Origin of the sequence: Dermacoccus sp. Tok2021, from assembly GCF_019895135.1 — a bacterium.
In the GTDB taxonomy this organism is placed as follows: Bacteria; Actinomycetota; Actinomycetes; order Actinomycetales; family Dermatophilaceae; genus Dermacoccus; species Dermacoccus abyssi.
In genome coordinates this window covers 59,041-83,582 of record NZ_JAGTHU010000012.1, presented here as the reverse complement: position 1 = coordinate 83,582, position 24,542 = coordinate 59,041, and the positions used below count along the sequence as shown (strand labels likewise).

At 69.9% G+C, this 24,542-nt stretch carries 20 protein-coding genes; 8 read left to right on the top strand and 12 right to left on the bottom strand.

Features of this window, described 5'->3' with window-relative positions:
- Positions 1–12: 12 nt before the first annotated feature.
- The 3 genes from K9D12_RS08610 to K9D12_RS08600 form a co-directional block, all read right to left on the bottom strand.
- Complete coding sequence (locus K9D12_RS08610; RefSeq protein ID WP_047310507.1) at positions 13–348, bottom strand: metal-sensitive transcriptional regulator; 336 nt, start codon at positions 346–348, stop codon at positions 13–15.
- Positions 345–2,660, bottom strand: coding sequence for a cation-translocating P-type ATPase (locus K9D12_RS08605; protein WP_223059957.1), 2,316 nt, complete (start codon positions 2,658–2,660; stop codon positions 345–347). The genes K9D12_RS08610 and K9D12_RS08605 overlap by 4 nt, the downstream gene beginning before the upstream one ends.
- 101 nt (positions 2,661–2,761) lie before the next feature.
- Positions 2,762–2,968, bottom strand: coding sequence for a heavy-metal-associated domain-containing protein (locus K9D12_RS08600; protein ID WP_118912817.1), 207 nt, complete (start codon positions 2,966–2,968; stop codon positions 2,762–2,764).
- 197 nt (positions 2,969–3,165) lie between these two features.
- On the opposite strand from K9D12_RS08600, the gene K9D12_RS08595 reads away from it, so the two are divergent.
- Together K9D12_RS08595 and K9D12_RS08590 are read left to right on the top strand one after the other, a co-directional pair.
- A complete protein-coding gene (locus K9D12_RS08595; RefSeq protein ID WP_223059956.1) occupies positions 3,166–4,740 on the top strand; it encodes an alkaline phosphatase in 1,575 nt (524 codons plus the stop codon).
- Positions 4,741–4,877: 137 nt separating this feature from the next.
- The gene (locus K9D12_RS08590; RefSeq protein ID WP_223059955.1) at positions 4,878–6,152 is read left to right on the top strand and encodes an MFS transporter; all 1,275 of its coding nucleotides are present in this window, start codon (positions 4,878–4,880) and stop codon (positions 6,150–6,152) included.
- A gap of 32 nt (positions 6,153–6,184) precedes the next feature.
- Here K9D12_RS08590 and K9D12_RS08585 read toward each other — a convergent pair whose 3' ends face one another.
- The gene (locus K9D12_RS08585; RefSeq protein ID WP_223059954.1) at positions 6,185–6,985 is read right to left on the bottom strand and encodes an SDR family oxidoreductase; all 801 of its coding nucleotides are present in this window, start codon (positions 6,983–6,985) and stop codon (positions 6,185–6,187) included.
- 144 nt (positions 6,986–7,129) lie between these two features.
- Here K9D12_RS08585 and K9D12_RS08580 point away from each other — a divergent pair, with 144 nt between their 5' ends.
- Together K9D12_RS08580 and K9D12_RS08575 are read left to right on the top strand one after the other, a co-directional pair.
- On the top strand, positions 7,130–7,606 hold the full coding sequence (locus K9D12_RS08580) for an NUDIX hydrolase (protein ID WP_223059953.1): 477 nt from the start codon (positions 7,130–7,132) through the stop codon (positions 7,604–7,606).
- Positions 7,607–7,739: 133 nt separating this feature from the next.
- Positions 7,740–8,135 carry a DoxX family membrane protein gene (locus tag K9D12_RS08575; RefSeq protein ID WP_223059952.1) on the top strand — a complete coding sequence of 132 codons (396 nt, stop codon included), beginning with the start codon at positions 7,740–7,742 and terminating at the stop codon, positions 8,133–8,135.
- Positions 8,136–8,226: 91 nt separating this feature from the next.
- Here the strand turns inward: K9D12_RS08575 and K9D12_RS08570 are convergent, their stop codons facing one another.
- Entirely contained in the window at positions 8,227–9,168 is a 942-nt protein-coding gene (locus tag K9D12_RS08570) for a 2-hydroxyacid dehydrogenase (RefSeq protein ID WP_223059951.1), read from the bottom strand.
- A gap of 48 nt (positions 9,169–9,216) precedes the next feature.
- Positions 9,217–12,003 carry a phosphoenolpyruvate carboxylase gene (ppc, locus tag K9D12_RS08565; protein ID WP_223059950.1) on the bottom strand — a complete coding sequence of 929 codons (2,787 nt, stop codon included), beginning with the start codon at positions 12,001–12,003 and terminating at the stop codon, positions 9,217–9,219.
- 75 nt (positions 12,004–12,078) lie between these two features.
- Here ppc and K9D12_RS08560 point away from each other — a divergent pair, with 75 nt between their 5' ends.
- The gene (locus K9D12_RS08560; protein WP_223059949.1) at positions 12,079–12,702 is read left to right on the top strand and encodes a LysE family transporter; all 624 of its coding nucleotides are present in this window, start codon (positions 12,079–12,081) and stop codon (positions 12,700–12,702) included.
- Positions 12,703–12,782: 80 nt separating this feature from the next.
- Here the strand turns inward: K9D12_RS08560 and K9D12_RS08555 are convergent, their stop codons facing one another.
- Positions 12,783–13,694 carry a DUF559 domain-containing protein gene (locus tag K9D12_RS08555; RefSeq protein ID WP_129664073.1) on the bottom strand — a complete coding sequence of 304 codons (912 nt, stop codon included), beginning with the start codon at positions 13,692–13,694 and terminating at the stop codon, positions 12,783–12,785.
- Between the two features lie 163 nt (positions 13,695–13,857).
- The gene (locus K9D12_RS08550; RefSeq protein ID WP_165357886.1) at positions 13,858–15,048 is read right to left on the bottom strand and encodes an MFS transporter; all 1,191 of its coding nucleotides are present in this window, start codon (positions 15,046–15,048) and stop codon (positions 13,858–13,860) included.
- Between the two features lie 133 nt (positions 15,049–15,181).
- Here K9D12_RS08550 and hrpB point away from each other — a divergent pair, with 133 nt between their 5' ends.
- Entirely contained in the window at positions 15,182–17,737 is a 2,556-nt protein-coding gene (gene hrpB / locus K9D12_RS08545) for an ATP-dependent helicase HrpB (protein ID WP_223059948.1), read from the top strand.
- On the opposite strand, the gene K9D12_RS08540 is transcribed toward hrpB, so the two are convergent.
- From K9D12_RS08540 to K9D12_RS15285, 4 genes are all read right to left on the bottom strand, one after another.
- Positions 17,728–19,029, bottom strand: coding sequence for an MFS transporter (locus tag K9D12_RS08540; RefSeq protein ID WP_223059947.1), 1,302 nt, complete (start codon positions 19,027–19,029; stop codon positions 17,728–17,730). The genes hrpB and K9D12_RS08540 overlap by 10 nt on opposite strands.
- A gap of 160 nt (positions 19,030–19,189) precedes the next feature.
- On the bottom strand, positions 19,190–21,208 hold the full coding sequence (locus K9D12_RS08535; RefSeq protein WP_223059946.1) for a thioredoxin domain-containing protein: 2,019 nt from the start codon (positions 21,206–21,208) through the stop codon (positions 19,190–19,192).
- Positions 21,209–21,358: 150 nt separating this feature from the next.
- Positions 21,359–21,538 (bottom strand): hypothetical protein, encoded by a 180-nt coding sequence (locus K9D12_RS08530; protein WP_118912830.1) that lies wholly within the window; start codon positions 21,536–21,538, stop codon positions 21,359–21,361.
- Positions 21,539–21,666: 128 nt separating this feature from the next.
- On the bottom strand, positions 21,667–22,836 hold the full coding sequence (locus K9D12_RS15285; protein ID WP_047310522.1) for a phosphatase domain-containing protein: 1,170 nt from the start codon (positions 22,834–22,836) through the stop codon (positions 21,667–21,669).
- 105 nt (positions 22,837–22,941) lie between these two features.
- On the opposite strand from K9D12_RS15285, the gene K9D12_RS08520 reads away from it, so the two are divergent.
- Together K9D12_RS08520 and K9D12_RS08515 are read left to right on the top strand one after the other, a co-directional pair.
- Positions 22,942–23,229: a GNAT family N-acetyltransferase gene (locus tag K9D12_RS08520; protein WP_047310523.1), complete on the top strand. Its 288-nt coding sequence runs from the start codon at positions 22,942–22,944 to the stop codon at positions 23,227–23,229.
- A complete protein-coding gene (locus K9D12_RS08515; protein ID WP_223059945.1) occupies positions 23,226–24,383 on the top strand; it encodes a glycosyltransferase in 1,158 nt (385 codons plus the stop codon). The genes K9D12_RS08520 and K9D12_RS08515 overlap by 4 nt, the downstream gene beginning before the upstream one ends.
- Positions 24,384–24,542 lie beyond the last annotated feature (159 nt).

The following is a 24,542-nucleotide window of genomic DNA, read 5'->3' as shown; positions in this document are numbered from 1 at the left end:
GCGAGAGAACCGTCAGCGAATGAGGCGGCCGATGGCGTCGCGCACCTCGGCGAGTTTGATCTCCTGCTCGTCTCCCCCGGCGCGGGCCGCGTCGACGACGCAGTGGGCCATGTGGTCGTCGAGCAGTTCGAGCGCGACGGCCTTGAGGCCGGACTGGATGGCCGAGATCTGGGTGAGCACGTCGATGCAGTAGCGGTCCTCGTCGACCATCTTCTCGATGCCGCGCACTTGCCCCTCGATCCGCTTGAGGCGCCGCGAGAGCGCCCTCTTCGAGTCGTGGTAGCCGGGCGTTTCAGCCGATTCGTCACTCGTGCAGCAGGTTTCGGCCACCGAAGGCGTTTCGGTCATGACTGGTCCTTCCCGCTCGACGACGAGGCGGCGAAGCCTCGCAGACGCAGACTGTTGAGGACGACGAACACGGAGCTGAAGGCCATCGCCGCGCCCGCGATCATCGGATTGAGCAGGCCGAACGCGGCCAGCGGGATGGCCGCCACGTTGTAGGCGAAGGCCCAGAAGAGGTTGCCCTTGATCGTGCCGAGGGTGCGACGGGCGAGGCGGACGGCGTCAGCCGCCACGCGCAGATCGCCGCGCACGAGCGTGATGTCAGCCGCCTCGATGGCGGCATCCGTGCCCGTGCCCATCGCGAGGCCGAGGTCGGCCGTCGCGAGCGCGGCAGCGTCGTTGACGCCGTCGCCCGCCATCGCGACGACGCGCCCCTCACCCTGCAGGCGCGTGACGACGTCGACCTTGTCGGCGGGCAGCACATCGGCGATGACATCGGCGATGCCCACGTCGGCAGCCACGGCGTGCGCGACACGCTCGATGTCGCCGGTGAGCAGCACCGGGCGCAGGCCGAGTTCCTTGAGCTCGGCGACGGCCTGGGCGCTCGTGGGCTTGATCGTGTCGGCGACCGCGACGAGGCCGCGCGCCGCGCCGTCCCAACCCACCGCGACCACGGTGGCGCCACCCGCTTGAAGGCGAGCCGCTTCGTCGGCGAGGGCAGCGGGAACCGGCATCGACCAGTCCTCGAGCAGCGCTGGTCGACCGACGACGACCTGGCGGCTCGTGTCGCCGTCGACCACGACGCCCTGGACGCCCAGACCGGGCACGTTCTCGAAGGAGTCGAGCGTCGGGCGCAGCGCCGTGCGGTCCTGCGCAGCCCGCGCGATGGCCTGGGCGATGGGGTGTTCCGAACCGCTCTCGAGCACGCCGGCGTAGGTGAGCACGTCGCCGTCGGCCTCACCGTCGGCGGCGACGACGGTCTGTACGCCCATCTCGCCACTCGTCACGGTGCCCGTCTTGTCGAGCACGACGGTGTCGACGCGACGGGTCGATTCGAGCACCTGCGGGCCCTTGATGAGGATGCCCAACTGCGCGCCGCGACCCGTACCGACCATGAGGGCCGTGGGCGTCGCAAGGCCGAGCGCGCACGGGCAGGCGATGATGAGCACGGCGACAGCGGCGGTGAAGGCACCCTCCACGTCGCCGGCGATCACGAGCCACGCCACGAACGTCAGCACCGCGAGGGCGATGACGACCGGCACGAAGACACCGGAGATCCGGTCGGCCAGACGCTGGGCGTCGGCCTTGCCGTTCTGGGCGTCCTCGACGAGCTTCGCCATCCGCGCAAGCTGAGTCTCGGAGCCGACGCGGGTGGCGCGCACGACGAGCCTGCCGCCCGCGTTGAGGGTGGCCCCGACGACCTCGTCGCCGTCCGTGACGTCGACAGGCACCGACTCGCCGGTGAGCATGGAGGCGTCGATGGCCGACGTGCCGTGCTCGACGACGCCGTCGGTCGCCACCTTCTCGCCCGGGCGCACGACGAAGCGATCACCGACGGCGAGCGCGCGCACGGGGATGCGCTCCTCGCGCTCGGAACCGCCCGAGCCGCGCAGGACGGTGACCTCCTTGGCCCCGAGGTCGAGCAGCGCGCGCAGCGCCGCGCCGGAGGCACGCTTGGAGCGGGCCTCGATGTAGCGGCCGAGCAGGATGAACGTCGTCACGCCTGCGGCGGCCTCGAGGTAGATGTTCGAGCTACCGTGCCCGCTCGAGGAGGCGAACTCGAAGCCGTGCTTGAGGCCCGGCATGCCGGCGTGGCCGAAGAAGAGGGCGTAGAGCGACCAGCCGAAGGCCGCGAGGACGCCGACGGAGACGAGCGTGTCCATCGTCGTCGAGCCGTGGCGCGCGCTCGTCCACGCCGCACGGTGGAACGGCCACGCGCCCCACACGACGACCGGCGCGGCCAGCGTCAGCGACAGCCACTGCCAGTTCGTGAACTGCAACGGCGGCACCATCGCCACGAGGACGACCGGCACGGTGAGAACCGCGCTGATGAGGAGGCGTTGACGCAACTCCTCCGTGTGCCGTTCGGCGTCCGACAGCGGCGCGTCAGCACCATCGGCATCAGCGTCGCCCACAGGAGTGAGCGGCTCGGGTTCGATGACGCTCGCGCCGTACCCGGCCTTCTCTACGGTGGCGAGGAGGTCGGCGACGTCGGTGCCCCCGGGGTAGCTGACGTGCGCCTTTTCCGTGGCGTAGTTGACGCTCGCGTCGACGCCGTCGAGCTTGTTCAGCTTGCGCTCGATGCGGTTGGCACACGACGCGCACGTCATGCCGGTGAGCGCGAGTTCGACCTCGTCATGGGTGGTCGTCGCCTGCATCCTCGTCCTTCCTCACTCGATGCGGAGCGCGGCTGAAGACGGCGCGGGCGTGGGGAGCCACCTTCAGCTGCGACTGCGGTTCGCCGTCGCCGTGCGGCCGATCAGGCGAGCTGGTAGCCGGCCTCGGTGACGGCCGCTTCGACGGCTTCGCGCGAGACGGGCTCGTCGGAGGCGAAGGTGAGGCTGCCGCTCTCGTGGTCGACCGTGACGTCGCGGACGCCCGCGATCTCCTCGACCTCTTCGGTGACGGACGCAGCGCAGTGGCCGCAGGTCATTCCGGTGACGGTGTAGCTGTTCTCGTGAGCCATGGTCTTCTCCTCTCGGGTGCGGCGCGCAGCCGCTCGGTGAGGACAACAGCATACCCCCACGGGGTATTCGCCGAACAGTGTGATCTCCGCGACGCTCTCCACGCAGCGTGCGCTCCACGTTCACGGCAGGGCCACTCACAGCGGCGGAAAATCATCGAAAGTCGTTGTGTTACAGCACTCGACCATCAGGACGCATCATGTTCGACATCTCTCGCCGCCACTTCGTCGTCGGCGCCGGAGCCGGCTTCGGCGCGACGCTCATCGGAGCGAACGCCACAGCTTCCCCCGGCGGGGGCCGACTTTCTCAGAACCCGTTCGCTCTGGGAGTGGCTTCCGGCGACCCCCTGTCCGACTCCGTCATCCTCTGGACCCGCCTCGCCGTCGACCCGCTGGACGAGAGCGGTTTCGCCGGCATGCCGGCGCGCACCGTTCCGGTGCAGTGGCAGGTCGCCGAGGATCCCGGCATGCGGCGCGTCGTACGTCGCGGAACCTTCAGGGCCAGGCCGGAGAACGCCCACAGTGTCCACGTCGATGTCAGAGGGCTGCGGCCTGGACGCGAGTACTGGTACCGCTTCAAGGTGATGCGTTGGCTCTCACCGATCGGCCGCACCCGCACGGCACCCGCCCCTCACGAGATGCCGGCCTCGCTCGCCATGGCCTTCGCCAGCTGCGCGCAGTACGAACACGGCTTCTTCACGGCCTACCGGCGACTCGCACAGGATCACCCGGACCTCGTTCTTCACTTCGGCGACTACCAGTACGAGTACAGGGCGAACACCTACGTCTCCCCGGACGGCAACGTGCGCGACCACGCCGGGCCCGAGACGTGCGACCTCGCGAGCTACCGCCAACGCCACGCCCAGTACAAGGCCGACGAAGACCTGCAGAGCGCACACGCCGTCGCGCCGTGGCTCGTCGTGTGGGACGACCACGAGATCGACAACAATTGGGCCGCGGGCGTGCCCGAGAACACCAAGGCCGAGGAAAACAACGGTACGCCCGCGGCGTTTGCTGCGCGGCGACGCGACGCCTTTCGCGCCTACTGGGAGAACATGCCGCTGCGCCTGCCCCAGCCGAAGGGCGCTTCGTTCCGGATCTACCGCCGCACACAGTGGGGCCGCCTGGCCACCTTCCACATGATGGATACGCGCCAGTATCGCGACGACCAGCTCTACGGCGACGGGTGGAAGGCCAAGGGCCCCGAGATCGACACGCCCGGACGTTCGATGACGGGAGAAGCTCAGGAGAAGTGGTTGCTCGACGGGTTCACGGCGTCGCGCCAGCGTTGGGACATTCTCGGACAGCAGGTGTTCTTCGCCGCGCAGGATGCCGACGCCGGCCCCGGCGAGAAGTACTCGATGGACGCGTGGGACGGCTATCGGGCGAACCGTTCGCGCCTCACGAAGGGGTGGACCGAGGCGGGCGTCCGCAACCCGGTCGTCCTCACCGGGGACGTGCACAAACACTGGGCAAACGACCTCAAGCTCGACTGGTCGGACCCCGATTCCCCCGTCGTCGGCTCCGAGCTCGTCTGCTCGTCGATCACGTCGACCGGTGACGGTTCCCACTCGACGACCAGCCCGAACCAGCGCATCAACCCCCACCTGAAGTTCTTCAACGACGACCGCGGCTACGTCACCACGCGCATCACCCCGGAGGCGATGACGGCCGAGTTCCGTTCGCTCGACATCGTGACGAAGCCCGGCGCCGACGCCGTGACGAAGGCCCGTTTCCGCATCGAGGACGGTGTTCGCGGCCTCCAGCGGGCCTGATGCGATGCCCACGTGAGCCACGCCACTCGTTTTGACCACGTCGACAAGAACCGTCCATCCTTGGCGAGTTCTCCCGCCCGCGACGGCGACCCCGACGCAGGCGTTCCACCCTCGCCCACCCTCAGCGAAGGACACCAGTGACGCAGATCGACACGACCCGAGCGACCCCTTCGACGCGGCGGGCTCCCCGCCCCCACTCGGGCTGGGACGCTCCGACCCGCGTGCGCATCACGCTCACGGCGGCCTCGATCTTCGTCCTGCTCGTCGGCGCGAACCTCATCACGCCACTGTTCCCGCTGTTCTCCGCGCGCCTCGGGCTGACGACGAGCGACGTGACGCTGGCCTTCGTCGCGTACATCGTGCCGCTCGTCGTCGGGCTACCGATCGTCGGTCACTGGTCCGATCACTACGGACGACGGGCCGTCATGGCCGTCGCCGTGGTGGTCGCCCTGCTCGGGACAGCGGCGTTCGTCACGGCGCAATCGCTCGGCGCGCTCGTGCTCGGCCGCGCTCTGCACGGCGCGGCCGTCGCGCTCGCCACCGGCACCGCAGCGGCGAGCCTGCGCGACCTCCTGCGCGAGCGATCGGAACTCGCCACGGCTCTGACGCTCCTCAGCTCGGCGGGCGGCGTGGCAGCCGGCCCGTTCATCGGCGGTTTGCTCTCGCAGTTCGGCGACCCGATGCACACGCCCTACCTCGTCCACGGTGCCGCCGTCGTGGTGCTGCTCGGCCTGCTCATCGCGGTGAAGCCGCTCCCGCCCGTCGCGCCTCCGCCCGCCGACCACCCGCGCTGGCTGACGCTCATGCCCGCCATGCCGCGCGTGTCCGCGACGACGCGTCGCATCTTCACCCTCGCTGCGGCGACCGGGTTCCTCTCCTTCGCCGTGTTCGGTTACTTCCTCGCCATCGCTCCCGGCCGCTACGCCGACCTGCTCGGCGGCTCGCGCCTCATGGCCGGCATGCTCGCGACGATCGCGCTCGGCAGCTCGGCCGCCGCACAGCTCGCTCCGATCCGCGGGGCGCACAAGGCCGCGGCGGCGCTCACCCTCATGAGCGGCGGACTCGCCCTCGCCTTCTACGCCGACCACGCCCACACCGCACCGGCCCTCGTCGTCGCAGGCTTCCTCATCGGCGGTGGCCAGGGCGTCGCGTTCCGCACGCTGTTCGCCACGATGAGCGCGCTGACGCCGCCGCGCGAGGTGGCACGCTCGGTGAGCCTCATGTACGTGGTCACCTACTGCGGCAGCGCCATCCCGGTGCTCGTCCTCGGCATGGCGATCGACCACTTCGGCGCAGACACACCCGTTGGCGTCTACTTCGTCGCCACCATCGTCATGGCAGCGCTGCTCGCCCTGGCCTGCCTGCGCTACCGCGTGCCGGCACGCGACGAGTTCGCCCACCACGGGCACTGAGCCCGGTCGGCGGTCCGCGACGAGCCGAACCGTCAGCTCGACGCGAGGTGCTCCCCGAAGCGCTGCATGCCCGAGATCCAGCGGTCGTAGTCGGCCGTCTTGCCGCGGAGCATGTCGAGCACGTTGGCGTGCGGGAGGATGAGGAAGGTCTCGGCCCGCATGGCATCGACGACGTCCTGCGCCACCTGCTCGGGGCTGAGCACCGGCCCCGACTCCGTGACGGCGCGCTGTGCAACGCGCGACCCCTCGCTCACGTCGGTGAGCAGCGCCGTGTCGACGCCCATGGGGCACAGGCACGACACACGCACACCCTTCGTGCCGTAGGTGACGGCGAGCCACTCGGAGAACGCGACGGCGGCGTGCTTCGTCGTGGCGTACGTGGCCGAGCCGAGCTGCGTGATGAGGCCGGCGGCCGACGCCGTCGAAACGAAGTAGCCCTCGCCGCGCCCGACCCACCCCGGCACGAGCGCCTGCGCTGCGCGCACGTGCGCCATGACGTTGACGTCGAACGACGCCGCCCACGCCGCCTCGTCGGCGAGGTCGGCTCCACCGCCGATACCCGCGTTCGCGGCGTACACGTCGACGGGCCCGTCGAAGGTCTCCTCGGCCAGCGCGATCATGGCGGCGATGTCGGCCGGGTCAGCCGCGTTGCCCGCCCGCGCGGCTACGGCTCCGTGGGTCTGCGCGAGGCGCTCCCGCGTCGCTTCGAGGCGGTCGCCGTCGAGGTCGCTGATGACGACCTTGGCCCCCTGTTCGAGGAAGGCCTCCGCCATCGCGGCGCCGATTCCTCCCGCGGCGCCCGTGACGATGCACACCTTGCCAGCCAGCTCCATGATTCGCTCCTTGCTCCGTCGCTCAACGTGTTCCCGATCACATCACACGACACCGACAACCCCGAACACGGCCTCACCGGAACGAGACCGGGCCACCCGGACTTCGGGTCGAAACCGGCGAAGACGCGGGGTAGTTTCGGGGACATGACGTGGTTCCCACCCGAGATCCCGGCGTCAGCGGGCGCCATGCTCTTCGACGAGGCGGGCAACCTCCTCGTCCTCGAACCGACCTACAAGAAGGGCTGGACAATCCCCGGCGGCGCGATGGAGGCCGACGGGGAATCACCCTGGGACGCCTGCCGCCGTGAGGTGCTCGAGGAGACGGGGCTCGTCGTCACCTCGGGGCGCCTCGCCGTCGTCGACACCCGGCCCGACAAGCAGACGGGCACGATCGGCCTGCGCTTCCTCTTCCACTGCGGCACGCTCACCGACCAGCGGATCGCGTCGATCGAGCTGCAGGAGAGCGAGATCCGCAGCCACCGCTTCGTCGATCCAGAGGGTGCGAAAGCCCTCCTTTCCAAGCCGGTCCGACGACGCGTCCTCGCCGCCTGGGACGCACCGCACTGCCTCTACCTCGAGAACGGTCGCCCCGTGGAGGGCATCGAGACACCGGCGTCATGACACCGAGCCGGTGTCGGATCGGTCACATCATGAGCTCCGTGCGGAATAGCGCGCGATCGGGCAGGCTTATGCGTTGGCAGACGTGGGCGGCGCTCGCCCTCCACCGACATTCCCCGAAAGGTTGCGATTCTCCATGGTCAACCCCGGCAAGGCCCTCGGCCGCGCACTCATCGGCTCGCTGTTCATCTACGGCGGCCGGAACGCTCTCGTGAACCGTCAGCACCTCACGGGTCTGATCGACAACGCGCAGGAGCAGTACGGCGTCAAGGAGAAGGTGCCCGCCACCTCCGAGCAGCTCATCCAGGCCAACGGCGCCGGCATGGTCGCCCTCGGTTCGACCCTCGCGCTCGGCATCAAGCCGAACCTGTCCGCCATCGGCCTGCTCGGCATGATCGGCGTGGCGACGGCCGCTGCGCACGACTTCTGGAACCTCGAGGACCCGCAGGAGCGCAACGAGCAGATGACGAAGTTCTTCGGCAACGTCGCCGCTGCCGGTGGCCTCATCACGCTGCTGTCGACGAAGGGCTGATCCGTCGCGCCACCAGGCGCCCAGATCGCACCGAAGCCGCCCTCCCCCATGGGGACGGGCGGCTTCGTCGTGTCGCGGCTCGACGGAGCGATCAGTTGACCGGCGTCACCGCGCGGCCGTCGGCGAGCCACGTGCGCACGTTCTCCAGCACGGTGTCGGCCATCGCACGGCGCGTTTCGCGGGTGCCGCTCGCAATGTGCGGCGTGAGCACGACGTTGTCGAGCGCCATGAGAGCCTCGTTGATGTGGGGCTCGTTCGGGTAGACGTCGAGGCCCGCCCCCGCGATGGTGGCGTCGTTCAACGCCTGGACGAGCGCGTCCTCGTCGACGACGGTGCCGCGCGCGATGTTGACGAGGTAGCCCTCCGGCCCGAGCGCAGCAAGGACGTCGGCGTCGACGAGCGCCTTCGTCGCGGCACCGCCGGGCGTCAGGACGACGAGCACCTCGGCCCAGCCGGCAAGCTCTTCGGCACTGCCGAAGTAGCGGTAGCTCGTCTCGACCTCGTTGCGGTTGTGGTAGCCGATCTCGCACCGGAACCCCTCGAGCCTCGTCGCCACCTCCTGGCCGATGCGGCCGAGACCGAGGATGCCGACGCGCCGCCCCGTCACCTCGCGCTGGAGCGGGAACGCGCCGTTCTTCCACTTCCCCGCGCGGGCGAACCGGTCGGACGCGCTGATCCCGCGCAGCACGTCGATGATGAGCCCGACGCCGAGGTCAGCGACGCCGTCGTTGAGGACGTCGGGGGTGTTCGAGACGGTGATGCCGCGCTCGCTCGCCGCCTCGACGTCGGTGCTGTCGTAGCCGACGCCGAAGTTCGCGATGAGTTCGAGATCGGGCAGGGCGTCCATGAGGTCGGCGTCGAAACCGGCGAACGAGGACGTCACGGCAACCTTCACGCCGGATCCGTGCTCATCGAGGAAACTGCGACGCTCACTCTCGTCGGGGGGCAGGCACAGCGCGCCGTCCTCGGTTGTCAGTTCCTCGGTCAGGTCGGGCAGAAGGACGTGCTGTCCCGCGATGACGACGTTGCTCATGGCCCCATCCTGCCAACTGCCCGAACGACCGTGGGCAGCGGAGAGCCGTCAGCCCGAGTTGCGCAGCGCCGTGGCCAGCCCGTTCATCGTGAGCAGGATGCCGCGCTTGAGCTGCGGGTCGTCGTCACCGGCGCGGTAGCGACGCAGCAGCTCGACCTGGAGGTGGTTGAGCGGTTCGAGGTACGGGAAACGGTTGAACACCGAACGCTTGAGCGCCGCGTTGTCCCACAGCAGGTCGTCGTGGCCGGTGATCTTCTCGTACATCGCGAGGGTGCGCGCGTGCTCGTCACGGATCTGGCCGAAGACGCGCTCACGCAGCTCCTCGTCCTCGACGAGTTCGGCGTACTCGGCGGCCAGACCGAGATCCGACTTCGCCATGACCTGCGCCATGTTGGAGATGACGGTCTGGAAGAACGGCCACCGCTCCGCGTACCCGCGCAGCTGCTCGAGCCGCTTCTCGTCGACGCCGATCCACCGCTCGAGGGCAGCACCGGTGCCGTACCAACCCGGCAGCATGACGCGGCACAGCGACCACGACATGACCCACGGGATGGCGCGCAGATCGTCGATCGAGTTCGTCGCCTTGCGTGAGCTGGGGCGCGAACCGATGTTGAGCTCGCCGATCTCGGCCACGGGCGTCGACGTCTTGAAGTACTCGACGAAGCCGTCGGTGCGGTGCACGAGGTCGCCGTACGCCTCACGGGCGAGCGCCGCGATCTCGTCCATCGCGGTGTAGGCGGCCTCCACCTCGTCGGGCTCGAGGCCCTCGACGTCGAGCAGCGACGATTCGAGCGTCGCGGAGACGAGCGCTTCGAGGTTGCGCGTGGCGAGCTTCGGCTCGGCGTACTTCGCGGCGATGATCTCGCCCTGCTCGGTCAGGCGAAGCGAGCCGCGGACGGCGCCGGGCGGCTGCGCGAGGATGGCCTCGTAGCTCGGTCCGCCACCACGACCGACGGTGCCGCCGCGGCCGTGGAACAGGCGCAGCCGGATGTCGGCGTCCTCGGCCACCTCGACGAGGTCGAGTTCGGCGCGGTAGAGCGCCCAGTTGGCGGCCATGTAGCCGCCGTCCTTGTTGGAGTCGCTGTAGCCGAGCATGATCTCCTGCAGCCCACGCTTGCCGTCGACGAGCGCCCGGTAGGCGGGCACGTCGAGCGCGGCGCGCAGCGTCGTCGCGGAGACCTGGAGATCCTCGATCGTCTCAAACAGCGGCACGATGTTCACCGAGCAGACGGGCGTGCCGCCGTCGACGGTGAGCAGGCCCGCTTCTTTGAGGAGTACGGCCGTCTCGAGCATGTCGGAGACGCTCGTGCACATCGAGATGACGTAGTTCGGCACGGCCTGCTCGCCGAAGGTCCGCACCGCGTGGGCGGCGGCCGCCGTGATGGCCAGCTCCTTCTGCGTCGTCTCGCTGAACGACGCCGACGGGCCCGCGAGGGGACGGTTCGACGCGAGCTCGGCGGTGAGGAGTTCGACGCGTGCGTCCTCGTCGAGCGAGGCGTAGTCGTCGTGGACGCCGGCCCAGGCGAAGAGTTCGGCGATCGTCGCCTCGTGCGTCTCGGAGTTCTGGCGCATGTCGAGGCCGTAGAGGTGGAAGCCGAACGTGCGCACGGCCTCACGCAGGGTGGCGAGCCGGTCGTCGGCGATGAGGTTGTCGCCGGTGCTGCGCAGCGACGCATCGACGATGTCGAGATCCGCCAGCAGCTCCTCGGGCGTCTCGTACGCCGGAGCGGTCGCGTCGAGCGTCATCGCCTTGGCGTGCGCCTCGGAGAAGAAGGCCTCGAGCGTCACCGACAGGCGCGCGCGGACCCAGGCGAGCGCCTGACGGTACGGCTCGTCGTCGCGCGCGTCGCCGGCGTTGGCGCCGCGCTTGGCGAGGGCGAGGAGGTCGTCGCTCGTCGGCGACATGCGAACGGACATCGACAGGCTCTTCTCGAGCTGCGCCAGCTCGTCGAGGTAGTGCCCGACGGCCGTCTCGGACGCGCGCCGCGTGGCGTAGTCGACGACCTCGCCCGTGACGTTGGGGTTGCCGTCACGATCGCCGCCGATCCACGAGCCGGCGCGCAGCATGGGCTCCTCGCCGATGCCCTTGCCCGGGTACAGCTCGTCGAACGCGGTGCGCAGGCCGGCGTTGATCTGCGGCATGACGTCGAAGAACGCCGCGTCGTACCAGCGCAGGCCGGCGTCGATCTCGTCGGTGATCGTGATCTTCGACAGGCGGATCAGGGCCGTCTGCCACAGCGTGAGGATCCACAGCTTGATCTGGCGCAGGTTCTCCGCGTCCTCGACCTGGTCGAGGGTCATGCGCTCGCGTTCGCGCATGAGGGACTTGATGTGGCTCTGCGCCTCGAAGACCGTGCGGCGGCGCGTCTCGGTGGGGTGGGCCGTGATGACGGGCACGACGCTCGCGCCAGCCAGGCGCTCGGCCGCGAGGTCACCGTCGATGCTCGCGCCTGCGAGCTTGCGGTAGGTGGCGGCGAGGGAGCCGTCCGGGGCCTGCTCGCCCGCTGCGACATGGCTGGCGCGACGGCGTTCACGGTGCAGATCTTCGGCGATGTTCGCGAGCAGCGCGAAGTGGCTGAAGGCGCGGATGACGTGGAGGGCGTCGCGGGTGCCGAGGCCGGTGAGCGTGTCGCCGAACGACCCGCGGTCCACCTCCTGACGACGCACGCCGAACGCGCGCACGCGGGCGTCCTCGACGAGGCCGAAGACGCGCTCGCCCTCGTGCTCACGCACGACGTCGCCGAGCAGGCCGCCGAGGAGGCGGATGTCGTCACGCAGCGGCTCGGTCTGGGAGCGGTCCGCGTCGGTCGTGATGAAGTGCAGTGGTTCGGACATGCTCACCAGTATGCCGAGAGCAGAGGGCGCCACGACGGAGCGTCCAGTCGGCGAAGCGTTCCCTACGATGGCCCGGTGATCTCAACCGTGGTGCCGGCGCTCGGCCTCGGGCTGGCCGCCGGCATCAGCCCCGGCCCCCTGCTCGTCCTCGTCGTCACCGCGACGTTGCGCGGCGGGCTGCGCCGGGGCCTCGCCGTGGCCTGTGTGCCGTTGCTCAGCGACGCCGTCGTCGTGGGCGTGACGCTCCTTGCGCTGGGCCGGATGCCGACGTCGTGGCTGGCCTGGCTCGGTGTTGTCGGTGGCATCGCGGTGGCTGCGGTCGGCGTGCAGACGATGCGCGAGGCCCGTCCGGAGAGCCTCGCGCTCGGCGCCGGAGCCCCACGCCGCACGGGTCGTGACGAGGTGCGCCGCGCCATCGCGCTGAACCTCGTCAGCCCGCACCCGTGGATCAGTTGGCTGACGTTCCTCGGGCCGCTGACGGTGACCGCGTGGCGCTCGAGTCCGGCGGCCGCGATCGCGTTCGTCGCGGTGTTCTACCTCATGCTCGTCGGCGCGAAGGCCGTCCTCGCCGTTCTCGTCTCCCGCGGGCGCGACCGACTCACGGACACCGGTTACCGCCGCGCCGTCGTCCTCGCCGGGTGGGCGCTCGTGGCGCTCGGCGTCGTCATGGCCGTCGAGTTCGCGACGAAGCTCGTGTGAAGTGAGCAGCCGCCCCACCTGTGAGTGTTGGCCCAGTGTGTGAGCGGCGCCGGTCACAGACCGGGCCAACACTCACATCGTTATGCGGCCGTCGCCGCAGCTCGCGCCAGCATCGAGCCCACATATCCGGGGCGACGCATGTCATCGAACGTGAAACGCAGCACTCGATATCCGAGGCGAGTCAGCGCCATCTCCCGACGTTTCTCGCGGCGGAGGTCGTCGGGTGAGGCGTACTTTCCCATTCCGTCGAACTCGACGACGACGTTCGTGCCCTCGATGACGAAGTCGACCCGGGCAACGAACCGTCCGACGTCGTCGTGGACGACGACCTGCGGCACGAGTCGCACCCCGGCCACGTGTGCCTCCCACCGCACCAGTGACTCGCCGACCGATTCCACCCGACCATCGGCCAACGAGACGGCCAGGCGCGCCTCGCGAGCGCCGGGGCGCTTCCCGAAGACCTGCGACGCTTGGAGCAGGCTGGACCTAGTCACGCCCGCGTGCGCGGCGGCGTCCGCCGTCACCAGTCCCGCTCGCGGACCGTGGGCAGCGGCAATCTGAACGCAGGCCTCCTCGAGCCGCTGACATCGCAGGCCTTCGATCACCACGGTCTCGCTGCCCCACGGCATGAAGGAATGCAGCACTCCGCGCGAAGCCTGCACGCGAGGTCGGCGGGAGACCTCGACCCTTTCGGGTTCGGACAGGACGGCCACGCCGTGAGCCACCGCGCTGGAACGTCCGACGAGGTACAGGTCTGGCCGTCCGGCCAACAGACTGCCGCAACGGCGAAGGTGAAGGCATCGGGCACGCTCGAACGCGGTGACGCCAACGAGTGGTGCCACGATGAGGTAGTCCCCACCGCCCAACGACTCCAGTAGTCCGGCGGAGACCCAGGAGGCGAGGGTGCGTTTCGACAGGCCCTGCCGATCGGCGTCGGAACGGTGGAAGTCATGGCGGCCTTCGGCGAGACGGCGCTTCAGCGGTTCGGTCATGCCGTCAGCGTGCGTCGCGTCGCCTGCCTCGTGCCGACGTCGGGCCCGCCGCCTGTGGAAAGGGGTGTCAGAGCGTCACACCTGGGGAAAACAACCTGTGAGTGTTGGCCCAGTGTGTGAGCGGCGCCGGTCACAGACCGGGCCAACACTCACATCGTGCGCATCAGCGCGCGGCTGCGCGGGTGATGCGCCGTCGGTAGGCGACGACCATGAGCGTCGCTGTCAGCATGCCGATGGCGGCGACGACGTAGACCGCGTGGATGCTGCTCGTGTCGAGCACGAGAGCTCCGAGCGCGGCGCCGCCGGCGATGGCGAAGTTGAAGATGCCCGAGTCGAGCGCGGCTGCGGGCTCGGCATAGTGACGCGCCGACGTAAGCACCCAGTGCTGAAGCACGACGGCCATTGCGCCGCCGAACAGGCCCCAGATCGTCATGGCGATCGCCGCGACGATGGGTGCGCCCGAAATCATGAGAACGAACACGCCGACGGTCATGCCGGTGGTCACGAGCAGCAGCGCGAGCATCGGGCGCGTGCGCATGATCGGCGCCGAGCCGACGTTGCCGATGAGGCCCGCAACACCCATGAGCAGCAGCATTCCGCCGACGCCGGCCTCGCTCACGCCCGCGAACTCCTGCAGCGCCGGGCTCGCGTACGTGTACGCGCAGAACTGCGCGACGACGAGCACCGCAGTGACGAACAGGGCCAACCGCACCGGGCCGATCGACCACGCGTGGCGGTAGCCGTCAAACGTGAAGCGCTCCGTGACGAGAACGCGCGGCACGAGCACCCACAGCGCGCCGGCCGTCACGAGGCACAGGGCGGCGAGGACGAAAAAGGCCGTGTGCCACGTCCACGTCGTGCCCAGCCAGGTGCCGAGCGGAACGCCGAGAATCGTGGCCGCCGCGGCGCCGGTGAACGCGACCGTCGTCGCGAGCGCCGCGCGCTCCGCGCGCACGATGCGTGACGCGACGATGGCGATGAGCGCCCAGAACACGCCGATGCCGAGGCCCGCGATGAGGCGCGCCACGAGGTAGACGGCCACGTTCTGCGCGGCCGCCGTCGCTGCCGTCGCGGCACTGACGAGGAGCAGAGCAACCACGAGCACGAGGCGCCGGTCGAGCGTGCCGATGACGACGCTCGTCGACAGACCCATGACACCCGCGACGGCGCCGGCGAGCGTCACACCGAGACCCACGGCGCCCTTCGACGCATCCAGGTCGTCGGAGATGAGGGTGAGAACGCCGATCGGCAGTTCCTCCACCGTCACCATCGCGAAGATGCCGACGGCGAGCGCCACCACTCCGGGCCAACCCGAGTCGCGCAGTTCTCGAAGCGACGACACTGACCTGGGCATGACGCGGTGACTCCTTCTCGCAAAATGACGGTGTTGAGGTCCACTCTCGCAGGCCGGGCGGCCACCCACGTCATCGCCCTGACGCTGCGTCGCTCGGGTTGCCGCTGGCGTGCGTCGCGCCCGGCACGAAAGGATGGCGAACGTGCCTGAATTCGACCTCGACCGCATCGGCGCGGGGCTGCCCTTCGCGGCGTCACTCGACGCGTTGCGCAATGCCCTGACGCGGGGCGTCGCCGTCGTTCAGGCACCGCCGGGTACCGGTAAGACGACGCTGGCGCCGCCGCTCGTGGCGAACCACGTCGCAGGCGCGGGTCGTGTGATCGTGACGCAACCGCGAAGGGTCGCGGTGCGCGCAGCAGCCCGACGGCTGGCGCAGCTTTCCGGCACGACGCTGGGCGAGCGCGTCGGATATGCAGTGCGCGGTGATGCGCGCACGAGCGCGTCAACGCTCGTCGAGTTCGTCACGCCGGGGCTGCTCGTGCGCCGCCTGTTGGCGGACCCGGAACTGACGGGTGTGGCCGCCGTCGTGCTCGACGAGGTCCACGAGCGCTCGCTCGACTCCGACCTGCTCGTCGGCATGCTCGCCGACGTGCGCGAACTGCGCGACGATCTCGCTCTCGTCGCGATGTCGGCCACGCTCGACGCCCCGACGTTCGCCGACGTCCTCGGTGGGGACGACGGCGCCGCGCCGCTCGTCGACTGCCCCTCGGCGCTGCGCCCGCTGACGCTCGACTGGGCGCCGTTCGACGCACCACGCACCGACGCGCGCGGCGTGACGCGTGACTTCCTCGACCACGTTGCCCGCGTGACGGTTGACGCCGCTCGCACCAGCGACGACGACGCTCTGGTGTTCCTGCCCGGCGTGCGCGAGGTGTCGCACGTGGCCGACGCCGTCCGCCGTGCCCTACCGGATCGTGACGTGCTCGAATTGCACGGGCGCGTCGACGCGCGCGAGCAGGACCGCATCACGGCCGGGCGCGGGCCAGACGAGCCGCGGCGCGTCATCGTCTCGACGGCGATCGCGGAGTCGTCACTCACCGTGCCGGGCGTGCGGCTCGTCATCGACGCCGGCCTGTCGCGCGAACCGCGCCGGGATGCGGCACGCGGCATGGCGGGCCTCGTGACGGTGGCGTGCTCGCGAGCATCAGCCGAGCAGCGAGCCGGACGCGCGGCCCGTCTGGGGCCGGGACGCGTCGTGCGCTGCTACGACGAGCGGACGTTCGCGCGGATGCCCGAGCACGTCACGCCGGAGATCTCGACGGCCGACCTCACCTCCGCAGCGCTGACGCTCGCCGCGTGGGGCACGCCCGGCGGCGTCGGGCTGCGGTTGCCGACGGCGCCGCCCGCTGCCGCGCTGCACGCGGCGGACGAGTCACTCACCGCGCTCGGGGCGTTCGACGGTTCGGATGACGGTCGTCTCACCCCGCTGGGTCGCACCCTCGCGGATCTGCCGACCGACCCACGCCTGGGACGCGCGCTGCTCGTCGCGGGCGAGGGAGTCGACGTCCGTCGGGCCGCCGGGGTCGTGGCGGCCCTCTCCGACGATCTCCGCGCGAACGACGCCGACCTCGCCCGCGCTTTGCGAGAGCTGAGCGGCCCCACCCGAGCTCGGTGGTCGAAGGAACGCGACCGCCTCACCCGCCTCGCTGAACACCGCCCGAGCGAACCGGCACGTGACACGCCGCCCGTGCCCGGGGAGTGCGCCGACGGGTTCGTCGTGGCCCTCGCCTACCCCGAGCGGGTGGCTCGGCGAGTAACTGACGGCGTCTACCTTCTCGCTTCGGGCACCCGCGCGGCGCTTCCGCCGAATTCGCCCCTGCGCCACCACGAATGGCTCGCCGTCGCCGACGCCACGCGGGCCGACGGACGCGTCGCACAGGGCACGGGCGCCGTCATCAGGCTCGCCGCGCCGCTGACGCGTGAACTGGCCGAGCGCGCCGCGAGCCACCTCCTCGTCGACGAAGTCCGCGCCACCTGGGACGACGGCCGTGTCACCGCGCGTCGCGTGCAGGCCCTCGGCGCGATCGAGTTCTCGGCTACCCCGACGAAGCCGACACCCGAGGCCGCGCGAGCGGCCGTCCATGACGCTCTGCACAGGCACGGCCTTGACCTGCTCACCTGGAGCGACGAAGCCACTGCTCTGCGTCGCCGCCTCGCCTTCCTCCATCACCACCTCGGCGAGCTCTGGCCGGCGATGGACGATACGAGCCTCCTCGACCGCGCCGACGAGTGGCTCGGCCCGGAGCTCGACGCACTCGCTCGCGGGGCGAAGGCGTCATCGGTGCGGTTGCTCGACCCGCTACGTCGTCTGCTTCCCTGGCCCGAAGCGACCCGCCTCGACGACCTCGCACCCGAACGCTTCGAGGTACCGAGCGGCTCGCGCATCCGGGTGAGTTACCCCGAGGACCCGGCCGATCCACCGGTCGTCGCGGTGAAGCTTCAGGAGTGCTTCGGGCTCGATGAGACCCCGCGCCTGGCCGACGGCCGCGCCCCGGTGCTGTTCCACCTGCTCTCACCGGCGGGGCGTCCGCTCGCGATCACCGACGACCTCGCGTCGTTCTGGGCCGGGCCGTACGCGGGCGTGCGCGCCGACATGCGCGGGCGCTACCCCAAGCACCCGTGGCCCGAGGATCCGACGACGCACGTCGCCACCGCGAAGACGAAGAACCGTCTCGGTTCTCAGCGGTAGCGGCGCAGGAACAGCAGCGACACGACGACGAGCACGGCCGGCATCACCGTGAAACCGAGCGCCACGGCGGTGATCGCCTGGCCGGTTTGGGTCGCGCCGCCTCCGGTCGACGGTGCGTACCCACCGAGTGCCAGCACGGCGGCGTAGAGGAACGGGCCGAGGGCGAGGCCGAGTGTCTCCCCCGCGGTCCAGACCCCGGTGAACGTGCCGATGCGGTTCTCGCCCGACGCCGTCGCGTCGTCGGCCGCCACGTCCGGCAGCATCGCCATCGGAAAGAGCTGAATGCCCGCGTAGCCGACGCCGACGACAGCGAGCGTCAGGGCTGTCGCTGCCATGCCGACGTTCGAGGCCCACCACGTCGTGAGCGCGCCCACCGCGAAGACGAGGGACGCCACGACGTAACCCTGTCGCTTGTCGCGACGCTCGGCGAAGCGCTGCCACAGCGGAGTGACGAGGAGCGCGGGCCCGACGAAGCAGACGAACAGGATGGTCGCCGCACCGTCGTCCTGCAGGACCCAGCGTGCGACGTAGTCGACGCCGGCGAGCATCGCTCCGGTGGCGAGGGCCTGGATGATCCACGTGCACACCAGGTTTCGGAAGGCACGATTCGCGCTGACGACGCGCAGTTGCTCCCGCAGCGACCCCACGGAACTCGTCGTCACGCGTGGAGTGACGCCGGCTGTCCCGCGCCACGACGCGAGCGTGCCCACCGCGATCAGGGCGCCGACGAACAGTCCGACAGCCCAGTAGCCCACCGCGTCACGCACGACGGGTGCGAGGCCGCCGCTCACGAGAATGGCGAGCGCGAGCACGGCGACGCGCCACGTCATGAGGCGGGTGCGTTCGTCGTAGCTGGAGGTGAGTTCGGCGGGCAGTGCCATGTACGGCACCTGGAAGAACGCGTACGCGCCGGCGCACGCGAAGTAGAGAACGACGACCCAGATCGCCCCAGCCGTCGTCGAGCTCGGCCCGAAGAAGAGCAGAGCGAACAGGACGGCGAGCGTCAGGCCACCGCGCAGGAGGAACGGGCGTCGGGATGATGCGCCGCGCCGATCACTAATGCCGCCGACGATGGGGTTGAAGATGACGTCCCACGCCTTCGGCAGGAAGACGAGAAGGCCGGCGAGCCACGCCGCGACACCGAGGTTGTCCGTGAGCAGGGGCAGAAGGAGCAGCCCCGGAACGGCGCCGAACGAACCCGTCGCGACCGATCCCAGGCCGTACCCCGCGCGCACGCGGGTGGGCAGAACGTCGTCCGCGCGCACCCCGTTCGCCGCGCCCCCACTCGTCATGCGCGTGACGGTAACAGCGCCGAAGCACGAGCCAGGCAGGATTCGGACATTAGCCCGGACCGCCGCAGGTGACGCAGTTCGGTGCACGTGATGCACGTCTGAACCAGCTCGAACCGCGTCAGCTGCACCGAAGTGCGTCAGCTGATGTCGGGCGGCCGGGTCAGACCTCCCGCAGGCTCCGCTCGAGTTCGCCGGCGTCCGTCGTCGGCGCGTCGCAGACGAATCCCCGGCAGACGTAGGCAGTGGCACGGCCGCCTGTGGCCGGGCGGTCGGCGAGCAGCGGAACGCCCTCGGCATCCGTACGGCCCACCACTCGCACGAGGCCAGGGCTCGTCGCCTGCCAGGCGCCGGTGGCCATGGCGTCAGTGTCGGGCGAATTGCCGTCGCTGACGATCGCCACCTGAACCGGCCCCGCCGCGAGCGCCTCGGCTGCGGAGAGCGCCCACCCGGCGAACCGGGGCGCCTGACGCGCGACGGCACCCAACTGCCCGAGACACACCTCCGCGAACTCGCGGTAGGCCGCCTCTCCCGTGAGCGCGAACGCCATGACCGCCGCGTTCGCCAGGGCCGACGCGCCGCACGGCTCGGCGTTGTCGCCTGTCGAACGGGGCCGGGTGAAGAGCTGTTCGGCGTCCGAGCCCGTGTCGTAGACGACGCCGTCCGTGACGAAGAGGTCGCGCGAGGCACCGAGCAGCTCGGTGGCGTGCCTGAGGTAGCGCGCTTCCCCGGTGGCCTGGTGGAGCACGAGTAGGCCCTCGGCGAGGTTGCCGTAGTCGTCGGCACAGCCGAGCGCCTCGCTCACCCCACCGCCGAGCGAGGTGCGGCGCAGCCGACCGTCCACGACGTGTGCTTCGAGCACGACGTCGGCCGCGGTGCGCGCCGCGTCGAGCCAGCGCGGCTCGTCGAGAATCATGGCCGCCTCCGCGAGAGCTGCAAGCGCGAGTCCGTTCCAGGAGGTGACGACCTTGTCGTCGCGGGCCGGCTGAGGCCGCCGGTCGCGCGCGGCGAGCAACCGCGAACGAACGTCGTGCCACCACGCCTCTGGGTCGCTCACATCGTCCGGGGCAAACACGTCACGGGGATCCCGACGCAGCTGCAGCGTCGAACTGCCGTGCTCGAACGTGCCGTGCGGCGTCACCTCGAACAGGCGCGCAGCGCGGGCACCGTCCTCGTCGCCGAGTACCTCGACGAGCTGCGCCGGCGTCCACGCGTGGGTGAGTCCTTCGACGCCGTCGGTGTCCGCGTCGAGTGCCGAAGCGAACGCGCCCTCGTCGGTGAGCAACCGACGCAACATGAACTCGGCGGTCTCGACCGTGACGCGACGAGCCGGCGCCGAACCTGTGGCACGCCACAGGTGGGCGTAGACGCGCAACAACTGGGCGTTGTCGTACAGCATTTTCTCGAAGTGCGGCACGACCCACGCGGCGTCGACGCTGTAGCGCGCGAAGCCGCCGTCGAGCTGGTCGTACATTCCGCCGCGAGCCATCGCCTCGCAGGTGCGCTCGGCCATGGCGAGCGCGTCGGCGTCACCCGTCCGGGCGTGGTGCCGCAGGAGGTGTTCGAGCGTCATCGACGGCGGGAACTTGGGGGCTCCCCCGAAGCCGCCGCGAGCGTCGTCGAACTCGCGCCGCAACGCCGTGATCGACGCGGCGAGCGCTTCGTCGTCGAACTCGATAGCGCTGGTGGAGGTCTTCACCGTCATTCCGCTCACGGCGTCGACGATGGCGCGGCCACTCGATTCGGCGCGCTCGCGGTCAGTGCGCCAGACGTCGTCGATGGCGGAGAGCACCTGGAGGAAGTGGTCCCGCGGGAAGTACGTGCCCGCGTACAGCGGTGCAGCGTCGGGCGTGAGGAACACCGTCATCGGCCAGCCGCCGTGGCCGGTGAGCGCCTGCGTGACGTTCATGTACACGGCGTCAATGTCGGGGCGTTCCTCGCGGTCGACCTTGATGGCGACGAAGTTCGCGTTGACGACGGCCGCGACCTCAGGGTCTTCGAACGACTCGTGTGCCATGACGTGGCACCAATGGCAGGCCGCGTACCCGACGGAGAGCAGGATCGGAACGTCGCGCTCACGCGCCTCGGCGAACGCCGCGTCGTCCCACTCGCGCCAGTCGACCGGGTTGTCGGCGTGCTGACGAAGGTACGGGCTCAGGGATGCGGCAAGACGATTGGCCATGCCTCGACGCTAGTGGCCGGCACCGACAGGAACAACGAACATCGGATGCTCGTGCAACATCGAACGCGCGCCGACGCGGGTGCGCACAGCGATCGATCGGTTCACGCGCCTGGGCCGAGAACGGGCCGGGCGCGCTGGACAGCGGCGGTGTTACGCCGCGCGACTGAGTTCCGTCACGGTGTCGGCTGTGGCGTCCACGGCCTCGTCCTCGTCGGGTGAGACGAGCACCGCGTCGAACATCCGCTCCTCCACCGTCGCCAGCACGAAGATCAGGACGAACATCACGATCACCGAGCTCACGACGAGGAGAAGCGACTCTTCCAGGCTCATGCCCTCTACCGTGCCACCTTCGGGCAACGCTTTAAAGGTCAACACCCCGAACACAGGTGAACGTTCTGTAACGCTCCGGCACATACCGATTCGATGCATTTTGCGAACGGATAGGTATGTTTTAGGTGTCAGAGACCTGCTGCGGCAGCGTCGCGCTGGACGAGCGACCGAATCGTCTGCTCCTGCTCCGGTGTCTCCCAAGCCATCTCGTCGAGCAGTCGATTCGTCTCCGCGATCACCCGCTTCACACCCGCCGGCGAGACAAGCCCGAGCTCGTGCGCCTTCGCCGCGGCGCCCACGTACGTGTCGACCACCCAGATGTTCTTCGCGGCCAATTTCTCTCGTTCAGCCGGAGCCATCGCGACGACGTCGTGGATGAACACGGCCCGCACGACGTCGCCGTGCGCCTCGACGATGGCCTCACCCACGGCGATGTCACCCTGGCCCGAGTCGCCGATGAAGACGAGGTCGTATTCGGGGTAGAGCTTGGCGTAGTGGTCGATGTTCTCGACCTTCTTGGCCGCCATCGAGTCGTGCGTCGCGAGGTTGAAGATGCTGCCGGTCATGATCGACATGTCGGCCAGCCCGGCCTTCGTCAGCGTCTCGCGGCTGTGGCCCTTCATGAGCCCGAGCGCATCCGAGGGTCGCGCCGTGACGAAGGTGAGGTCGCCCCGCGAGATCGGCTCGTCGCGCGGGCCCAGGTCGAGTGCCTCGTAGAACTCGAGCACGCCGGGGATGACGCTGCCCTTCGGGTAGCGGTCCTCGTGGATCTTCGCCAGCGCCGTGTCGTCGATGTCCGACAACGCCTTCGCCTGACGCTCCCCGTCGAGCGACGAGCTCGCCGCGAAGTGGGCAAGGATCTCCTCGCGGATGCCCTCGTCGTCGACGTCGGAGAACACGAGGCCCTCGAGGTCGTGGCGGCCCTTCGCGAGGTTGATCGTGTTCTTCAGGTGCGACAGGTCGTTGCCCGCGTGCGAGAGCAGGATGTCGCGGATCGCCGCTTCCATGACCTCGTCCGTGTGGCCCTCCTGCATACCGCGGATGATCGACGCCTGCGCGTGCAGGCCGAGGTCGTCACGACGCTCGTAGGCCAGAAGCTGCACGAGGTCGTCCCGGTGATCGCGGCCGATGAGCCGGTTGTCGACGCTGTCGAACAACTCGACGGTGTCGAGCTTCTCCATGGCCTCGTCGAGCTCGGCGGCGGGCGCGGAGCGCAGGATGTCGAGCACTTCGCGCTCCTCGGAACGGCTCGTCGAACCGTCGATGAGGGCGGTGAGCAGATCGAGGGTGCTGGGCACGGGGTGTCCTCCTGTGGGGCAGGGCTCGTCGGCGAGCGGCGGGTCGCTGCGTTCACCCTAGCGAGAGCCACCATCAACGCAGCCTGCGCGTGGCAGGGTGGGGGCATGAGTGATGTCATCTCCGTCCAGAAGAACGCCGAGACCGGCCGCTTTGAGGGCTTCCTCGACGGCGAGCTCGTCGGCATCGCCGACTACCGCGAGTCCGGCGACGTCGTCGACATGCCGCACACCGTCGTCCCCGAGCAGTTCGCAGGCCGCGGTTTCGCGGGCCAGATCGTCAAGTTCGCGCTCGACGACATCCGCGCCGGCGGCAAGAAGGTGCAGCCCACCTGCCCGTACGTCGACTCGTGGATCAGCAAGCACCCCGAGTACGAGGATCTGCGCGCCTCGTGATCTGCGGAGAACGGCCACCTGCAGCCCTGCGGGTGGCCTCCGTTCCGGCCGACCACCCCTACGTCCGTCACCTCGCGCCACCGCCCGGTGACGAGGCCGATGCCGGTCGCCGTGTCCTGCGCCTCGCCGACCCACCCGTGGTCGGTGAGGACGGCAGTGTGCGCTGGTGGCCGCCGCGGATGCTCCAACCGGGCTGGGTCGCACGAAACGCTACGGACTTCGACGTCCTGCACATCCACTTCGGGTTCGAGTCGTTCACTCCACACGCATTGGCCCGGGTGGTGCGCGAGTTGCGCGAACACGGGAAGGCACTGGTCGTCACCGTGCACGATCTGGTCAATCCGCACATCCCCGACGAGCGCGTTCAACTCGATCGGCTGGACGCGCTCGTGCCGTCAGCGGACGCCGTGGTGACTCTGACCGAGGGTGCTCGAGACGTCATCGAGAAACGCTGGGGGAGAAAAGCGCACGTCGTCGCGCACCCTCACATCGTCGAGCTGGATGACCTGTCACGAACAGAGGTCGCCCCGTTCGCACCCGCGACGCCCCGTCCGCGCGTGGGTGTGCACCTCAAGAGTTTGCGAGCCAATGTCGATGCTCTCGGAGCGTTGCACGCCCTCGCTCTCGTGAGTGAGTTCGCCGACCCCGTCGTCACCATGCACGCCGTCACGGACGACCCGCGGGATCCCAGTCACGACCCCGAGGTCTCCCGGTTGGCGCACGAGCTGGCCGACGCCGGGCGCATCGATCTCGTTCTTCACGAGCCGTACGACGACGCTGCCCTCCACGCCCACCTGCGCTCGCTCGACGTCAGCCTCATGCCCTACCGGTGGGGCACCCACTCGGGATGGATCGAGATGTGTCACGACCTCGGCGTACGCGTCGTCGCCCCCGACATCGGCTTCTACCGAGAGCAACACGAGCCCACGCTCTACCCTCTCGGTGCGGACGGCGGGCTCGACCCCCGCACGGTCGCAGACGCCGTCGCCCGCGCTTTGGCGCAGCCCCGACCGCCCGGCGCCGCCGCGCAGCAGCGAAGAGCCCAGCGGCTCGACATCGCTCGCGCTCACGCCGCGATCTACGAGCGCGCCTGCGCCGCAGCGGCACGGCCTACGTCGGTGAGTTCCAGCGACGCATCGCTCCACACGACGTAGCCGCTCGCAGCGAACTGCGCCAGCCACCCCTCCATCGGCCAGGCCCCCCACCGCTCGCGATACACGCCTGCGTTGCGCACGATGTCGACGAGGTGGTGGACGGGCGGCATCACGCTCGGATGCCATTGATGCACCACGTGGGCTCCCCCGACCCATGCC

Coding starts and splice junctions, on each gene's coding strand:
- K9D12_RS08530 (WP_118912830.1), bottom strand. CDS start 21,538: ATGAGCCTGGAAGAGTCGCTTCTCCTCGTCGTGAGCTCGGTGATCGTG.
- K9D12_RS08605 (WP_223059957.1), bottom strand. CDS start 2,660: ATGCAGGCGACGACCACCCATGACGAGGTCGAACTCGCGCTCACCGGC.
- K9D12_RS08540 (WP_223059947.1), bottom strand. CDS start 19,029: ATGACGAGTGGGGGCGCGGCGAACGGGGTGCGCGCGGACGACGTTCTG.
- K9D12_RS08580 (WP_223059953.1), top strand. CDS start 7,130: ATGACGTGGTTCCCACCCGAGATCCCGGCGTCAGCGGGCGCCATGCTC.
- K9D12_RS08520 (WP_047310523.1), top strand. CDS start 22,942: ATGAGTGATGTCATCTCCGTCCAGAAGAACGCCGAGACCGGCCGCTTT.
- ppc (WP_223059950.1), bottom strand. CDS start 12,003: ATGTCCGAACCACTGCACTTCATCACGACCGACGCGGACCGCTCCCAG.
- K9D12_RS08535 (WP_223059946.1), bottom strand. CDS start 21,208: ATGGCCAATCGTCTTGCCGCATCCCTGAGCCCGTACCTTCGTCAGCAC.
- K9D12_RS08600 (WP_118912817.1), bottom strand. CDS start 2,968: ATGGCTCACGAGAACAGCTACACCGTCACCGGAATGACCTGCGGCCAC.
- K9D12_RS08555 (WP_129664073.1), bottom strand. CDS start 13,694: ATGACCGAACCGCTGAAGCGCCGTCTCGCCGAAGGCCGCCATGACTTC.
- hrpB (WP_223059948.1), top strand. CDS start 15,182: ATGGCGAACGTGCCTGAATTCGACCTCGACCGCATCGGCGCGGGGCTG.
- K9D12_RS08595 (WP_223059956.1), top strand. CDS start 3,166: ATGTTCGACATCTCTCGCCGCCACTTCGTCGTCGGCGCCGGAGCCGGC.
- K9D12_RS08585 (WP_223059954.1), bottom strand. CDS start 6,985: ATGGAGCTGGCTGGCAAGGTGTGCATCGTCACGGGCGCCGCGGGAGGA.
- K9D12_RS08575 (WP_223059952.1), top strand. CDS start 7,740: ATGGTCAACCCCGGCAAGGCCCTCGGCCGCGCACTCATCGGCTCGCTG.
- K9D12_RS08550 (WP_165357886.1), bottom strand. CDS start 15,048: ATGCCCAGGTCAGTGTCGTCGCTTCGAGAACTGCGCGACTCGGGTTGG.
- K9D12_RS08610 (WP_047310507.1), bottom strand. CDS start 348: ATGACCGAAACGCCTTCGGTGGCCGAAACCTGCTGCACGAGTGACGAA.
- K9D12_RS08570 (WP_223059951.1), bottom strand. CDS start 9,168: ATGAGCAACGTCGTCATCGCGGGACAGCACGTCCTTCTGCCCGACCTG.